Consider the following 14,000-nt stretch of genomic DNA (forward strand, 5'->3'; position numbering starts at 1 on the left):
TCCTCGACGGGCAATGAGCCCGCCTTCGGTCCGGCGCCTCGATTGCGGGCAAACCCGCGAGCCAGCGATGCCATCGAATCGTGCAGACCTTCCTTGGGTACCGGCGTACGGGCGGTGAAATTTTTTTCGTCCCCACCTCTTGAAATCACCCGGGCCGTTCCTAATATTGGCACTCGAGTCGGGCGAGTGCTAACAGCGTCCCGGCGCGCTCAAACATTGTTCGAACCCCTTTTCCTGTGTCAACGCATGGAGTAACCACATGAAAATCCGTCCTTTGCATGATCGTGTGCTGGTAAAGCGCGAAGAAGAAGAACGCAAGACCGCCGCTGGCATCGTTCTGCCGGACTCGGCTTCCGAGAAGCCGAACCGTGGCGAGATCATCGCCGCCGGTCCGGGCAAGTCGAACGACAAGGGTGAAGTCCGCGCCATTGGCGTGAAGGTGGGCGACAAGGTCCTGTTCAGCCAGTACGCCGGCACCAAGGTGAAGGTCGAAGACGACGAACTGCTGATGATGGGCGAAGACGACATCCTCGCCGTCATCGAAGACTAACCCTCTCGCGGCAGGGTCAACGCCCTACCCTGGAACCGAATCAATAAAGGAGCATATCGAGTATGTCTGCCAAAGAAGTTCGCTTTTCCACCAGCGCTCGCGACCGCATGCTGCGCGGTGTCAACACCCTGGCCGACGCGGTCAAGGTCACCCTGGGCCCGAAGGGTCGTAACGTCGTCATCGAGAAGAGCTTTGGCGCCCCGGCCGTGACCAAGGACGGCGTGTCCGTCGCCCGCGAGATCGAGCTTGAAGACAAGTTCGAGAACATGGGCGCGCAGATGGTCAAGGAAGTCTCTTCCCAGACCGCCGACGTCGCCGGTGACGGCACCACCACCGCGACCGTACTGGCCGCCGCCATCGTGCGCGAAGGCGTCAAGGCCGTTGCCGCGGGCATGAACCCGATGGACCTCAAGCGCGGTATCGACCGTGCCGTCGAGGCAGCCGTGACCGAGCTCAAGAGCCTGTCCAAGCCCTGCACCGACAACAAGGCGATCGCCCAGGTTGCCACCATCTCCGCGAACTCCGACAAGAAGGTCGGCGAGATCATCGCCGAGGCCATGGAGCGCGTGGGCAAGGATGGCGTCATCACCGTCGAGGAAGGCTCGGGCTTCGAGGACGAGCTGGACGTGGTCGAGGGCATGCAGTTCGACCGTGGCTACCTCTCGCCGTACTTCGTCAACAACCAGAAGCAGATGCTGGTCGAGCTGGAAGACCCGTACATCCTGCTGCACGACAAGAAGATCTCGAACATCCGTGACCTCCTGCCGGCACTGGAAGGCGCGTCCAAGGCGAACAAGCCGCTGCTGATCGTCGCCGAGGACATCGAGGGCGAGGCACTGGCCACGCTGGTCATCAACGCCATGCGCGGCATCGTCAAGGTCGCGGCCGTCAAGGCACCGGGCTTCGGCGACCGCCGCAAGGCCATGCTGCAGGATCTGGCCATCGTCACCGGCGGCCAGGTGATCTCCGACGAGGTCGGCCTGACCCTCGAGAAGGTCACCCTGGATGACCTGGGTACCGCCAAGCGCGTCGTGGTCTCCAAGGAGAACACCACCATCATCGACGGCTCGGGCACCAAGGACGACATCGAGACCCGCGTCGAGCAGATCCGCGCCCAGATCGAGAACACCTCCTCCGACTACGACAAGGAGAAGCTCCAGGAGCGCATCGCGAAGCTGGCCGGCGGCGTGGCCGTCATCAAGGTCGGTGCCGCGACCGAAGTCGAGATGAAGGAGAAGAAGGACCGTGTCGACGACGCGCTGCACGCCACCCGTGCCGCCGTCGAGGAAGGCATCGTTCCGGGCGGCGGTGTCGCGCTGATCCGCGCGCTCACCAGCCTGGGCGAGCTCAAGGGCGACAACGTCGACCAGCAGACCGGCATCTCCATCGCCCTGCGCGCCATGGAAGATCCGCTGCGCTTCATCGTTGCCAACTCCGGTGGCGAGCCGTCCGTGGTCGTCCAGGGCGTGCGTGAAGGCTCGGGCAACTACGGCTACAACGCCGCCAACGGCGAGTACGGCGACATGGTCGAGATGGGCATCCTGGACCCGACCAAGGTCACCCGCACCGCGCTGCAGAACGCCGCGTCGGTTGCCGGCCTGATGATCACCACCGAGTGCATGATCGCCGAGCTGCCGAGCAAGGACGACGGCGGCACCCCGCCGGCCGACATGAGCGGCATGGGCGGTATGCCCGGCATGATGTAAGAACGGACGATCCGGTCGCAGAGGCCGGACACCGCTTCGACCAAACCCCGCTTCGGCGGGGTTTTTTTGTGCCCGCGCGACCGGCACGCCACGAAAAAGCCCGCCGGGTCGCCAGGACCGCGGCGGGCTCGAATGGGTCGAGAGTGGCGAGCTTACTCGCCCATGCCACCGCCCATTTCGTCATCCATCTCGTCATCCGTGTCCATGCCGTCCCGGTCCATATCGCCGTGACCCATTTCGTTCTTTTCCATCGCGTCCTGACCCATTTCGTCCTGGCCCATTTCATCGCCGGACATCTCGTCCCCCATTTCCTCGCGGGACATCTCGCCGCTGCCCATCTCGTCATGGCCCATGGCATCCTTCTCCCCGTCCTCGTGGGACATGGCCAGGGTGGCGTAAACATCCTGCTGCATGGGCTCGGCCGCAATAGCGGCGGTGCCCATGGTCATCAGGCCGGCACAGATCATCGATACCGTCATTGTCTTCATGGGAATACCCTCTTGTCGTTGTGCTCAATGGTGCATGGCGGCAGTGCCATGCCTCAGCGCAGCCGAGCCTGATGCTCAGCTGCCGCCGAACCAGTTGTACCCGCGGTCTTCCCAGTAGCCACCGGGGTACGTGTTGGTGACGAACAGCGCCTCGACGTGCTTGGGATTCTTGTAACCAAGCTTAGTCGGCATGCGCAGCTTCAGCGGAAAGCCGTAGCGAGCGGGCAAGACCTGCCCGTCGAATGTCAGTGTCAGCAGCGTCTGCGGGTGCAGCGCGGTCGGCATGTCGATGCTGGTGTAGTAGCCATCGGCACAGCGAAAGCCGACGTATGGGGCCTCCAGATCGGCACCGATGCGCTCCAGGAAGTCCGAGAAGCGCACCCCGCCCCACTTGCCGATCGCGCTCCAGCCCTCGACGCAGATCAGGCGTGTCACCTGGTCGGTCTGAGGCAGGGCGCGCAGTTCGGCCAGTGACCAGGGACGCGGGTCGGCGACCCGGCCGCCGACCTGCAGGCGAAAACGCTCGCCGTCGACCGGCGGCACCTTGTTCAGAGGGTAGTAGGCGTTGAACGGGAATGGCCGGGTAATCATCGACTCGGGGTACGTCGGTGCCAGCTGCTCGGGATCGAACAGCCAAGCCTGCACGCGATCGTTGAATCGAGAGACCTGCAGCAACGCCTTCTCGACGATCGGCTCGTCGCTGATCGAACAGCCGCCCAGCAGCGGCAACGCGCCCAGCGCCAGCGAACCACGCAAAAAACGTCGCCGATCCGGTTGTTCCGGCCCGATGTCCATCTGCCGCATTCGCTTGTGTCGATCGTTCATGCCAACTCCTTGGTCATCGACCACGAATCATGTGCAGCAGCGAACGCGGCACCAGCAGCGCCATCGCCACGTGGATCACCACAAAACCGACCAGGGCGGCCATCGTGACGAAATGGACGTAGCGCGCCGCCTCGTATCCGCCCATCAGCTCGCGCAGCAGCGGGAACTGCACCGACTTCCACAGCACCAGACCCGAGAGCACGAGCAGCACCAGGTCGAGGATCACGAGCAGGTAGGCCGCCCGCTGCACGGTGTTGTATCGGCGCGGATCGGCATGGGAGAGCCGGCCATGAAAGGCGGCTTTGAGGTCGGCGACGAATCCGCGCGGCGAGAGCGGGAAGAAGCGGTGCCACAACCGGCCGCTGGCCGTGTTGATACTCAGGTAGATCAACCCGTTGACGACCAGCAGCCACATGGCAGCGAAGTGCCACAGGATCGCGCTGGCCAGCCAGCCACCCAAGGTGATCTCGTCGGGAAAGCGAAAATCGAACAGCGGCGAGGCGTTGTAGATCCGCCAACCGCTCATCACCATCAGCACTACCGCCAGGGCGTTGAGCCAGTGGGTCAGCCGCAGCCACAACGGATGAACCGGCGGCACATCTCCGGCGGCCTTGCCGGTTCGAACCGAACCGGCCGTGATGGGCTCTGCGTTCATGGGCGGTCTCCTGAAACGCGCTGTTGTCGAGCCAGCGGCCCGACCGTCGCGACGATGGACGTACCCTTTCATTCGCCGCTGGCCGGCAGTTGGTTACAGCCAGGGATCGATCGATGGCAAGGCGCGGCAAAAACCGGGGCGCCTACAATCGCGGATGTAACCAAACCCATGGTGTGGGCGAATGGAGAGGCATGGTGGGGAGAAGATGAGCGAGGAGGAGCTGCGGAGACGGTTGCTGAGTGGGCTGTCCGGGGACAATCGCGCCTATCACGCCTTCCTGGAGGCCACCGGCGACTTGCTGCGGCGCTACTTCCATCGCCGACTGGTCAGCCTGCCCGACGAGGTGGAAGACCTGGTCCAGGATTCGCTGCTGGCAATCCACGACAAGCGCAAGACCTATGACCCGGCCCTGCCGGTCACCGCCTGGCTCTACGCGATCGCCCGCTACAAGCGCGCCGACCTGCTGCGACGACGACAACGATGGGAACAGCGGACCGACTCACTGGACAAGGAAACGGCGCTGGAACCAAGCGCCCCCGAACACGACGAGATGGCGGGCCGAGATCTGGACCGGCTGCTCGCCCGATTGCCGGAACGCCAGCGCATGGCGATCCGGCACATGAAGCTGGAGGGACTGTCGGTCGCCGAGACCGCGCAGCGCACCGGCATGTCCGAATCGGCCGTCAAGGTCGGCGTCCATCGCGGCCTCAAGGCACTGTCCAAACTGATCCAGGGGCAAAACGCATGAAGACAGACGAACTGGTCTCCCTACTCGCCGCCGGCGAGGTAGCCGTGCCCCGACGCACGCTCCCGAGCCGACTGGCACTGGCCACCGCGGCTGGCCTGCTCGCAAGCACCGCCCTGATGCTGGGACTGCTCGGGATCCGATCCGACCTGCCGCAGGCGGCCATGGACCCGATGTTCTGGGTCAAGATCGGCTTTGCCGGCCTGCTGATCGTCGCCGGACTGGTCGCCACCTGGCGACTGGGCCGACCGGGGGTCAAGCTGGGCAGGCTGCCGCCGTCGACCACCGCCATGCCGGTACTGCTGCTATGGATGCTTGCCCTCGCCTCGCTCGGCCAGGCGACGCCGTCACAGCGCGTCACCCTGCTGCTGGGCGAGACCTGGAGCAGTTGCGCCTTCCTGATCGCCCTGCTGGCCGCCCCGCTGTTGGCAAGCACGCTGTGGGCGATGCGCGGCATGGCGCCGACCCGGCTGCGACTGGCCGGCGCGGCCGCCGGGCTATTCTCGGGGTCGCTTGCCGCGCTGGTCTACTCGCTGCACTGCCCGGAAATGACCGCCCCCTTCATCGCCCTGTGGTACCTGCTCGGGGTCGCGATCCCGACAACCCTGGGCACCTGGCTCGGGCCGCGCCTGCTGCGCTGGTAACACGGCCAGCGGATTCGTCGCCCTGACGAAAAAGCCCCGCCGGATGGCGGGGTTTTTTTGTATCTTGAAGATGCCAATTTTCCAGCGGAGGCCCGAACCATGAGCCACCACCCCTTTCTCGATGCGGCACTCGAAGAGGCTCGCACCGGCCGCGACGAGGGAGGCATCCCCATCGGCGCGGTGCTGGTGCACAACGACGAGATCGTCGGGAACGGCCACAACCGCCGGGTCCAGGAAGGCAGCGTCATCCGGCACGGAGAGATGGATGCACTGGAAAAGGCCGGTCGCCGGTCGGCTGACTTCTACCGGGGAAGCACGCTCTACACCACGCTCTCGCCCTGCCCGATGTGCGCCGGCGCGATCCTGCTCTACGGAATACCGCGCGTGGTCATCGGCGAGAACCAGACCTTCCTCGGCGAGGAAGGCTGGTTACGCGAACGCGGCGTGGCAGTAAGGGTGGTAAACGATCAACGCTGCATCGAGCTGATGCAGCGGTTCATCGAGAAGCATCCGAGCCTGTGGAACGAGGACATCGGGGAGTGACGAGATACGTGGATCAGTGCCCCTTGCCCTGCAAGCGGTCCATCACGGCGTAGAGCACGCCGGAAACGACGAAGGTGAGGTGGATACCCACCATCCAGGCCATCTCTCGGTCGCTCAGATTCTCGACGTTCATGAAGGACTTGAGCAATTCGATCCCCGAGATGGCGACGATCGAACCAATGACCTTGATCTTGAGATCGGTGAAGCTGATATGCCCCATCCACTCGGGGCGGTCATGGTGGCTATGCAGGTCATCCATCTTCGAGACGAAGTTCTCGTAACCCGAGAAGATGATGATGATCAGCAGGTTCATGATCAACGCCACGTCCACCAGCGTCAGCACGCCGATAATGATCTCGGACTCGCTCAGGGAAAAGGCGTGGCTGAGCAGATGCCAGAGCTCGGAGCCAAACTTAACCAGCAGGATCAGCATCGCGCCGACCAGCCCCAGGTAGACGGGGGCCAGGATCCAGCGGGCGCCGAACAGGAAGTGTTCAAAGTAGTGCTCGGCGTTACTCGAGCGACGCGGGGCGGGGGTGGGGTTTTCCGATTCCACGGCTGGGCCTCGATCAGTAGTCAAAAACGATGAAACGCCCCGGATAACCGGGGCGGAATGGGACTATCCTACCACCGGCTCAGCCGCGACGGGGCGCGCTCTTGCCGGGGCCGCCATTTCCCGGGGCAAGGTACCCCGGGGCGACGTCCTCGAGGCGGGTAGGCTCACGCGGGCACTCCGGCGAGCAGGTATTGTCCCGCTGCAAGGAATCGAGATTGTCGCGACTGAACGGCTTGCCCGGCAGCCACTCCATCACGCGTGCCTGGATGCGCGACAACCACATCGGCAAGCCGACCACCCAACGCGGGTGGCCACTGGTTTTGGCCGCGTAGCGCACCAGTTCGCCGAGCGAATAGTCGTGTGGACCGCAGAGATCGTAGCGGGCGCCGTTCGCCTGCGGGTCGTCGATCGATTCAACGAAGCGACGGACCACGTCACCGACGTACACGGGCGAGAAGCGAGCCCCCGCGCAGGCCAGCGGAAAGACGCCCGGCATCAGCTTGGCCAGGTCGGCAAAGCGGTTGAGGAACGAGTCACCCGGCCCGAAGATCACCGACGGGCGGAAACTGGTAACCGCGATATCGTGCTTGCGGCCGAAGCGATGCACCCAGTTCTCCGCCTTGCCCTTGCTGCGCTGGTAGTGACTGACGCCGTCGTCCTCGTCCGCCCCCAGCGCACTCATGTGCAGGTAGCGTGGTACGCCGGCATCGGCCGCAGCGCGCAGCGCGGCCTTGGTCAGCTTGATGTGCACCCGCTCGAAGCCCTTGCCGTTGTGGCGACGCTCGTTGAGGATGCCAACCAGGTTGACCAGCAGGTCCGCGCCCTCGAGCAACTCCGCCAGTTCCGGGGCACCGCGATGCGTGGCCAGGTCCGAGCGCGCCGGGGAATTCATGTCGACCAGCACCACGCTCGGCCAGAGGCCCATGTCGCGGTGGCGAGCGGCAAAGCGGCTCGGCACCACCACCTCCCAGCCCCGCCGGGAGAGTTCCCTCACCAGGTACCGGCCCACGAAACCGGTCCCGCCCAGTACCACGGCCCGGGGCAAGCCCTCGGGCTCATTGCTGCCGCCAACGGCGTGCGATTCGTCCATAACGTCCCTGACAGTGCATCTGCCGAAATTGATCGAACCGGTAGAGTACACTCGAGCCCCCGGACAGACATAGCAGCAACGACGACGGCCATGCCACGGAACGCCATGACAGCAAGCGATCACGACAACCCCGCGTCCACGCAATCGACCGACACGCTGATCATCGGCGCGGGCGCCAGCGGGCTGGCCGCCGGCTGGGCACTGGCGCGCGCCGGCCATCGGGTCACCGTGCTCGAGGCGGGCGACACGCCGGGCGGCAACATCCAGAGCCGCCGCGACGAGGAGTGGCAGGTCGAGATCGGGCCCAACACCCTGATGGTCAAACCGCCGCTCTATCACCTGCTCGAGGCGCTTGGCCTGACCGAGGAGGCGATCTTCGCCGGCGAGGCGGGCAAGAAGCGCTACATCGCCAAGGGCAAGCGAATGTTCGCCCTGCCCACCCATCCGCTCAAGGCCCCGTTCAACCCGCTGCTCGGCCCACGCAGCATCGGCCGGATACTGCGCGAGCCCTGGGTACGGCGCGGGTCGGGCGAGGAGACGCTGGCCCAGTTCGTCGAGCGCCGGCTGGGGCGACACATCCTCGACTATCTGGTCGACCCGTTCGTCTCCGGGGTCTACGCCGGTGACCCGGCCCGGCTCTCCGTGCAGGCCGCCATGCCGAGACTTGCCGCCCTGGAACAGGAGCACGGCTCGCTGATCCGTGGCGGGTTCGCGGCGATGAGACGGGCAAAACGGGAGCGCCGCGCGGGCAAGGAGGCGATGCCGCGCGAGTGGCGGGGCAAGCTGATCAGTTTTCCCGGCGGCATCCAGACGCTGACCGACCGGCTCGCCGCCGGAATCGACGCGACCGATGGCGGCACGATCGCCTGCGGTCGCCGCGTGGAAAGCCTGCGGTCGGTCGAGGGCGGCTGGCGCGCAGTCGATCAGGACGGCACCACCTGGCAGGCTCGCCGGTTGGTGCTGGCGACCCCGGCGCACGTCAGCGCCATGCTCCTGCGCCCGCTGGACCCCATGCTCGCCGAACCGCTCGACGAGATCGTCTACCCGCCGGTCGCCTCGGTGGCCCTGGGCTTCCCCTCGGGCGTGCTCGCCCACCCGCTCGACGGCTTCGGCGTGCTGATCCCGCGCCGCGAAGGCCGACGCACGCTGGGCGCGCTGTTCTCATCGACGCTGTTTCCCAACCGCGCACCGCACGGCCACAAGCTGATCACCGCCTTCATCGGCGGGCGTCAGGACCCGGAGGCATTGGGGATGAGCGACACCGAACTGGTCCGCCAGGTCGGCAAGGATCTGGGCGACCTACTCGGCATCGAGGGACAACCGGTCTGGCAGCGTGTCAGCCGCTGGGAACGGGCGATCCCGCAGTACGAGCTGGGTCACCTGGCCCGGATCGAACGCCTCGACCAGGCACTCGAACAGCACCCCGGCCTGTCGCTGATCGGCAATTGGCGCGGGGGCATCGCGGTGGGTGATTGCCTGGAAAACGGCCAGGCGCTGGCCAAGCGGATCCTCGACGGCGAAGGCTGACCGGGCGAAGGGTCGTTACCGATCGCGGTCCCGGTCGAGGCGGTGCGGGTCGCGCGGTTCGCCGCGTTGGATGTCGTCGGGGTCGGCGTCGTAGACATTGCCGTCACCCCCACCGAACGGACCGTTCGGACCGCCGCCGAACCCGCCTCGCTCGACCACCACCTGCTGCAACCGTCCGGCCAGCCAGGCACCGAAGGCCAGGCGGCGCAGGAACGGGGTGACCAGCACCAGTCCCAACAGGTCGGTCAACGGCCCCGGCAGCAGCAGCATCAAGCCGCCGAGGAAATTGGCGGCCACGCCCAGTCCGTCGATCTGCCCGCGCCCGGTGGCGTCGACCTCACGCTGCGCCCGCGCCATGGCGCTGGGTCCGGCGGTACGCATCAGCCACGCCCCCCACACGCCGGTGGCGACGATCCACAGCAGCGTGACGAGAAACCCCATGGCCGCCCCCATCGCGATCAGGAGCACCAGCTCCACGAGGGGCAGAAAGAGGATGAATCCGGACAGTTTTCGCATGACGTCTCAGGGGTGGAGTGGATTTGTTTGCCGTCTATCGATTGTGGCGCTAGGCTTCGGTTTCGGCACGCGCGAGGCTCTGCCGTGACGAATACACGGTCGAGCCGGCGCGTCGGCGATGCCCACCAGATCCCGTTACCGCCGGGGTTTCGGGTGTCGGCAGGGCGTCGTCGGTCCGAGCCGCTCGCCCTCGGCCCGAGAGCCGGCGCGTTCGAGCGGAACTTGACGCCCTGGCACGGGACCAACGGCGGGCCGCTCGACAAGGACAAGCGACCAAACCAGCCAACGCACAGACAGTAATGACGATCGAGCAAAGCACAATAGCACTGGTCATCACGACTCTCGACGACCCCAAGGCGGCCGACGAATTCAGCGCCCGCCTGCTCGCCGACGGGCTGATCGCCTGTGTCAACGTCGTCGGTCCGGTCCGCTCGGCCTACCACTGGGAAGGCGAGCTGTGCCGGGACGAGGAATACCAGCTTCACATGAAGACCAGCCTCGAGCGGATCGACGCCCTCAAGGACGCGATCGAGCACTATCACCCTTACGACTGCCCCGAGGTGGTCATCCTGCCGGCCGAAAGCAGCCAGTCTTACTCCGAATGGGTTCAGCAATGCGTTCAAATCACTCCGTGACCGCGCCCTGGGTGCGAATCGCCACCTTCCTGCTTGCCGCCGGCGCGCTTGCCTGGCAGCCGGCCGCGACCGCCCAGCCCGAACTGCTGGGCCCCGAGGAGGCCTTCGGTGTCGAGGCCAGCCATGACGACGGCGAGCTCAAGCTCGACTTCCGCGTCGTGGAGGGCTACCACCTCTACCAGGAAAAGCTCTCGATCCATGGCGACGACTCGGTCGAACTCGGCGAGCCGCAACTGCCCGAGGCGGTGATCGACGACGATCCGGTCTTCGGCGAGACGCCGGTCTACAAGGAAGACTTCACCGCGCGGGTGCCGATCGACTCGGCGCCGGGCGGCGAGGCGACCATCACGGTCGAGTACCAGGGCTGCTCGGATATCCACGGCGTCTGCTACCCGCCGGAAACCCACGAGCTCTCGGTCGACCTGCCCCGAATCGGTGCCGACATGGCCGCGGAGCAGGCACCGGCCTCCGGCGCGGACTCCCGCGACGGCGGCATCAGCCTCGGCGGCTTCGGGGGATCGAGCAACGAGCCGATGGACCCCGAAGAGGCCTTCGTGCCCGAGGTGATCGTCGACGGCGAGAGCGTGTTCGTCCGCTTCGACGTCGCCCCCGAGTACTACCTGTACCGCGATCGCACCAAGGCTGCCGTGGCGGGCGATGCCTCCATCCGCGCCGCCCACATCGGCGAGGGCGAGCGCAAGGACGACCCCAACTTCGGCACCGTCTGGGTCTTCCACGACCAACTGGAAACCGAGCTGGCCATCGACGCCGACTCGCCCTACACCCTGGTCGTCGGCTACCAGGGCTGTGCCGACATGGGCCTGTGCTACCCGCCGATGGAGAAGGCCTGGCGGATCGATCCGGCCGCGGGCGAGGCCGAGCGCCTCGACGAGGTACCGGATGACGCGGGCGAGCTGACCCCGCTCGAGGACATGCCGGCACTGGGCGATGAGCGCGGCGAGGCACCGGCCGGCACCGAGACGTCCGGCGGCACGTCGGCCGACACCGCCACCGAGGCCGCCACGCCGGCGGGCTCGGAGACCGACATGATCACCCAGCGCCTGATCGAGGGCACGCCCTGGGCGATCGTGCTCGGCTTTTTGATCTTCGGTCTGTTGCTGGCCTTCACGCCCTGTGTCTTCCCGATGATCCCGATCCTGTCCGGCATCATCGCCGGCCAGGGCGAGCACATCACCACGCGCAAGGCCTTCGTGCTCTCGCTGGTCTACGTGCTGGCGATGGCCGTTACCTACACGGTGGCCGGCGTGCTGGCCGGGCTGTTCGGCGCCAACCTGCAGGCGGCCTTCCAGAACCCCTGGGTCCTCTCCGTGTTCGCCGCGATCTTCGTGGCGCTCGCCTTCTCGATGTTCGGCTTCTTCGAGCTGCAGCTGCCCTCCTCGATCCAGTCGCGCATCATGCAGGCGCAGAACCGCCAGCAGGGCGGCACGCTCACCGGCGTCGCCGTGATGGGCTTCCTCTCGGCGCTGATCGTCGGCCCCTGCATGGCCCCGCCACTGGCCGGCGCGCTGATCTACATCGGCCAGACCGGCGATGCGGTGATCGGCGGCATGGCGCTGTTCGCGCTGTCGATCGGCATGGGCCTGCCGCTGATCCTGGTCGGCACGCTGGGCGGCAAGTACCTGCCCAAGGCCGGCGGCTGGATGGATGCGGTCAAGGCCGTGTTCGGCGTGCTGCTGCTGGGCGTGGCGATCTGGATGCTCGAGCGCTTCCTGCCGGCGGCCATCACCCAGCTGATGTGGGCGGTGCTGCTGATCGCCTCGGCGGTCTACATGGGCGCGACCGAGTCGCTGCGTGAAGCCGCCTCGGGCTGGCTGCGCCTGTGGAAGTCGCTCGGCCTGGTGCTGCTGCTGTGGGGCGCGCTGATGCTGATCGGCATCGCCGCCGGCGCGAAGGGCACGCCGTTCGCCCCGCTGTCCGGCATCTCGCTGGGCGGCGGTGGCGGCGAGGTCGCCGAGCTCGAGTTCCGCCTGGTCGACAACGAGGCCGAGCTCGACGAGGCACTCGAACAGGCGAAGAACGCCGGCCAGCCGGTGATGCTCGACTTCTACGCCGACTGGTGCATCTCCTGCAAGGAAATGGAGCACAACACCTTCAGCGATCCGCGCGTGATCGAGGCCCTGAGCGGCTTTCTGGTGTTGCAGGCCGACGTGACCGCCAACAACGCCGATCACAAGGCCCTGCTCAAGCGCTTCGACCTCTACGGCCCGCCGGGCATCATCTTCTGGGATGCCGAGGGCGAGCGGGTGCGCCAGCACTGGGTGGTGGGCTACCAGCCGCCCGACGAGTTCCTCGGCCACGTCACGGCCGTCTCGAACCGCTGACCGCTCGAGAGCCCCGCCTTACGCGGGGCTCTTCACTTATCCGGTGTATAACTTCGTGAAAAATCCGCCAATGGGTGGCGATTGACAAAAAACCGCCACCGAACGCGTGACTTCGCCACCCCCAACCGGCACAATGCGGGGCAAGCATTCACCGACCCGGCGGGGACGCGGTCATTCCGCCCGTCGACGAGAGCGAGTCTCCATGAAACGGATCCTGGTACTCAACGGCCCCAACCTCAATCGGCTCGGCACCCGCGAGCCCGAGCGCTACGGGCGCCTGACGCTGGCCGACATCGGCCAGCGCCTCGACCGGGCCGCCGACGGACAGGGCGCGGCGCTGGAGCACTTCCAGAGCAACCACGAGGGCGAGGCCATCGACCGGCTGCACCGCGCGGCCGACGAGGGGCTGGACGGGGTGCTGATCAACCCCGGCGCCTGGACCCACACCAGCGTGGCACTGCGCGATGCCCTGCTCGCCATCGACCGACCGTTTGTCGAGATCCACCTCTCCAACATTCACGCCCGCGAGTCGTTCCGACAGCACTCCTATTTCTCGGATGTCGCCGTCGGCAGCATCGTCGGGCTGGGGGCGCTGGGCTACGAACTGGCCCTGACCGCCCTGATCGCTCATCTGGACGCACCGTCCGCCTGATTCGAACGCACAACGCAAGAGAACCCGCCATGGATATCCGCAAGGTCAAGAAGCTGATCGAACTGCTCGAGGAGTCGGGCGTCGCCGAGATCGAGATCAAGGAAGGCGAGGAGTCGGTACGCATTTCGCGCCACTCCCAGCAGCCGGCCGTGATGCACGCCGCCCCGGCACCCGCCCCCCAGGCACAGGCGCCCGCCCCGGCGCCGTCCGGCGAACCGGCCGCCAGCGAGGCCCAGGAGGCCAGCGGCAAGACCATCAACTCGCCGATGGTCGGCACCTTCTACCGCGCCTCCTCGCCGGATGCCAGCCCGTTCGTCGAGGTGGGCACCAGCGTGAAGAAGGGCGACACCATCTGCATCATCGAGGCGATGAAGATGTTCAACCAGATCGAGGCCGAGGTCGACGGCACCATCAAGTCGATCCTGGTGGAAAATGGCCAGCCGGTGGAATACGACCAGCCGCTGTTCGTGATCGAGTAAGGCCCCGCCTGCCCGACCCGTATCCAGCCGCTTTCGTCTTCCCAGGA

General features: G+C 66.3%; 16 protein-coding genes. 10 read left to right on the forward strand and 6 right to left on the reverse strand.

Annotation, left to right across the window (positions count from 1 at the left end):
* The first annotated feature begins 259 nt into the window (after positions 1–259).
* Together LV475_RS10205 and groL are read left to right on the forward strand one after the other, a co-directional pair.
* The gene (locus tag LV475_RS10205; protein WP_136868050.1) at positions 260–550 is read left to right on the forward strand and encodes a co-chaperone GroES; all 291 of its coding nucleotides are present in this window, start codon (positions 260–262) and stop codon (positions 548–550) included.
* A 62-nt stretch (positions 551–612) separates the two neighbouring features.
* Entirely contained in the window at positions 613–2,256 is a 1,644-nt protein-coding gene (groL, locus tag LV475_RS10210; protein ID WP_156227978.1) for a chaperonin GroEL, read from the forward strand.
* 152 nt (positions 2,257–2,408) lie between these two features.
* Here groL and LV475_RS10215 read toward each other — a convergent pair whose 3' ends face one another.
* The 3 genes from LV475_RS10215 to LV475_RS10225 all read right to left on the reverse strand — a co-directional run bounded on the left by LV475_RS10215 (position 2,409) and on the right by LV475_RS10225 (position 4,224).
* Positions 2,409–2,744, reverse strand: a complete 336-nt coding sequence (locus LV475_RS10215) for a hypothetical protein (RefSeq protein WP_250106250.1) — start codon at positions 2,742–2,744, stop codon at positions 2,409–2,411.
* 75 nt (positions 2,745–2,819) lie between these two features.
* Positions 2,820–3,569, reverse strand: coding sequence for a molybdopterin-dependent oxidoreductase (locus LV475_RS10220; RefSeq protein WP_250106251.1), 750 nt, complete (start codon positions 3,567–3,569; stop codon positions 2,820–2,822).
* Between the two features lie 13 nt (positions 3,570–3,582).
* Positions 3,583–4,224, reverse strand: coding sequence for a cytochrome b/b6 domain-containing protein (locus LV475_RS10225; protein ID WP_250106252.1), 642 nt, complete (start codon positions 4,222–4,224; stop codon positions 3,583–3,585).
* A gap of 205 nt (positions 4,225–4,429) precedes the next feature.
* On the opposite strand from LV475_RS10225, the gene LV475_RS10230 reads away from it, so the two are divergent.
* From LV475_RS10230 to LV475_RS10240, 3 genes are all read left to right on the forward strand, one after another.
* On the forward strand, positions 4,430–4,972 hold the full coding sequence (locus LV475_RS10230) for a sigma-70 family RNA polymerase sigma factor (protein WP_250106253.1): 543 nt from the start codon (positions 4,430–4,432) through the stop codon (positions 4,970–4,972).
* Complete coding sequence (locus tag LV475_RS10235; protein ID WP_250106254.1) at positions 4,969–5,613, forward strand: NrsF family protein; 645 nt, start codon at positions 4,969–4,971, stop codon at positions 5,611–5,613. The genes LV475_RS10230 and LV475_RS10235 overlap by 4 nt, the downstream gene beginning before the upstream one ends.
* 99 nt (positions 5,614–5,712) lie before the next feature.
* A complete protein-coding gene (locus LV475_RS10240) occupies positions 5,713–6,156 on the forward strand; it encodes a nucleoside deaminase (RefSeq protein ID WP_250106255.1) in 444 nt (147 codons plus the stop codon).
* A gap of 13 nt (positions 6,157–6,169) precedes the next feature.
* On the opposite strand, the gene LV475_RS10245 is transcribed toward LV475_RS10240, so the two are convergent.
* Positions 6,170–6,712: a TIGR00645 family protein gene (locus LV475_RS10245; RefSeq protein ID WP_250106256.1), complete on the reverse strand. Its 543-nt coding sequence runs from the start codon at positions 6,710–6,712 to the stop codon at positions 6,170–6,172.
* A gap of 79 nt (positions 6,713–6,791) precedes the next feature.
* Positions 6,792–7,802 carry a complex I NDUFA9 subunit family protein gene (locus LV475_RS10250; protein ID WP_250106257.1) on the reverse strand — a complete coding sequence of 337 codons (1,011 nt, stop codon included), beginning with the start codon at positions 7,800–7,802 and terminating at the stop codon, positions 6,792–6,794.
* A 105-nt stretch (positions 7,803–7,907) separates the two neighbouring features.
* Here LV475_RS10250 and hemG point away from each other — a divergent pair, with 105 nt between their 5' ends.
* A complete protein-coding gene (gene hemG / locus LV475_RS10255; protein ID WP_250106258.1) occupies positions 7,908–9,329 on the forward strand; it encodes a protoporphyrinogen oxidase in 1,422 nt (473 codons plus the stop codon).
* A gap of 15 nt (positions 9,330–9,344) precedes the next feature.
* Here hemG and LV475_RS10260 read toward each other — a convergent pair whose 3' ends face one another.
* Positions 9,345–9,845 (reverse strand): FxsA family protein, encoded by a 501-nt coding sequence (locus LV475_RS10260; RefSeq protein WP_250106259.1) that lies wholly within the window; start codon positions 9,843–9,845, stop codon positions 9,345–9,347.
* 299 nt (positions 9,846–10,144) lie between these two features.
* On the opposite strand from LV475_RS10260, the gene cutA reads away from it, so the two are divergent.
* The 4 genes from cutA (at position 10,145) to accB (ending at position 13,953) form a co-directional block, all read left to right on the forward strand.
* Positions 10,145–10,480 (forward strand): divalent-cation tolerance protein CutA, encoded by a 336-nt coding sequence (cutA, locus tag LV475_RS10265; RefSeq protein ID WP_136867581.1) that lies wholly within the window; start codon positions 10,145–10,147, stop codon positions 10,478–10,480.
* Complete coding sequence (locus LV475_RS10270; protein ID WP_250106260.1) at positions 10,459–12,822, forward strand: protein-disulfide reductase DsbD; 2,364 nt, start codon at positions 10,459–10,461, stop codon at positions 12,820–12,822. The genes cutA and LV475_RS10270 overlap by 22 nt, the downstream gene beginning before the upstream one ends.
* 202 nt (positions 12,823–13,024) lie before the next feature.
* Complete coding sequence (gene aroQ, locus LV475_RS10275) at positions 13,025–13,474, forward strand: type II 3-dehydroquinate dehydratase (protein ID WP_250106261.1); 450 nt, start codon at positions 13,025–13,027, stop codon at positions 13,472–13,474.
* A gap of 29 nt (positions 13,475–13,503) precedes the next feature.
* On the forward strand, positions 13,504–13,953 hold the full coding sequence (gene accB / locus LV475_RS10280) for an acetyl-CoA carboxylase biotin carboxyl carrier protein (protein ID WP_250106262.1): 450 nt from the start codon (positions 13,504–13,506) through the stop codon (positions 13,951–13,953).
* Positions 13,954–14,000: the final 47 nt, after the last annotated feature.

The sequence above is a fragment of the Guyparkeria hydrothermalis genome, from assembly GCF_023555375.1.
Taxonomy (GTDB): Bacteria; Pseudomonadota; Gammaproteobacteria; order Halothiobacillales; family Halothiobacillaceae; genus Guyparkeria; species Guyparkeria hydrothermalis.

Bases quoted from the DNA above. Each gene is read 5' to 3' on its own strand.
- LV475_RS10205 (WP_136868050.1), top strand. From the start codon at position 260: ATGAAAATCCGTCCTTTGCATGATCGTGTGCTGGTAAAGCGCGAAGAA.
- groL (WP_156227978.1), top strand. From the start codon at position 613: ATGTCTGCCAAAGAAGTTCGCTTTTCCACCAGCGCTCGCGACCGCATG.
- LV475_RS10215 (WP_250106250.1), bottom strand. From the start codon at position 2,744: ATGAAGACAATGACGGTATCGATGATCTGTGCCGGCCTGATGACCATG.
- LV475_RS10220 (WP_250106251.1), bottom strand. From the start codon at position 3,569: ATGAACGATCGACACAAGCGAATGCGGCAGATGGACATCGGGCCGGAA.
- LV475_RS10225 (WP_250106252.1), bottom strand. From the start codon at position 4,224: ATGAACGCAGAGCCCATCACGGCCGGTTCGGTTCGAACCGGCAAGGCC.
- LV475_RS10230 (WP_250106253.1), top strand. From the start codon at position 4,430: ATGAGCGAGGAGGAGCTGCGGAGACGGTTGCTGAGTGGGCTGTCCGGG.
- LV475_RS10235 (WP_250106254.1), top strand. From the start codon at position 4,969: ATGAAGACAGACGAACTGGTCTCCCTACTCGCCGCCGGCGAGGTAGCC.
- LV475_RS10240 (WP_250106255.1), top strand. From the start codon at position 5,713: ATGAGCCACCACCCCTTTCTCGATGCGGCACTCGAAGAGGCTCGCACC.
- LV475_RS10250 (WP_250106257.1), bottom strand. From the start codon at position 7,802: ATGGACGAATCGCACGCCGTTGGCGGCAGCAATGAGCCCGAGGGCTTG.
- hemG (WP_250106258.1), top strand. From the start codon at position 7,908: ATGACAGCAAGCGATCACGACAACCCCGCGTCCACGCAATCGACCGAC.
- LV475_RS10260 (WP_250106259.1), bottom strand. From the start codon at position 9,845: ATGCGAAAACTGTCCGGATTCATCCTCTTTCTGCCCCTCGTGGAGCTG.
- cutA (WP_136867581.1), top strand. From the start codon at position 10,145: ATGACGATCGAGCAAAGCACAATAGCACTGGTCATCACGACTCTCGAC.
- LV475_RS10270 (WP_250106260.1), top strand. From the start codon at position 10,459: ATGCGTTCAAATCACTCCGTGACCGCGCCCTGGGTGCGAATCGCCACC.
- aroQ (WP_250106261.1), top strand. From the start codon at position 13,025: ATGAAACGGATCCTGGTACTCAACGGCCCCAACCTCAATCGGCTCGGC.
- accB (WP_250106262.1), top strand. From the start codon at position 13,504: ATGGATATCCGCAAGGTCAAGAAGCTGATCGAACTGCTCGAGGAGTCG.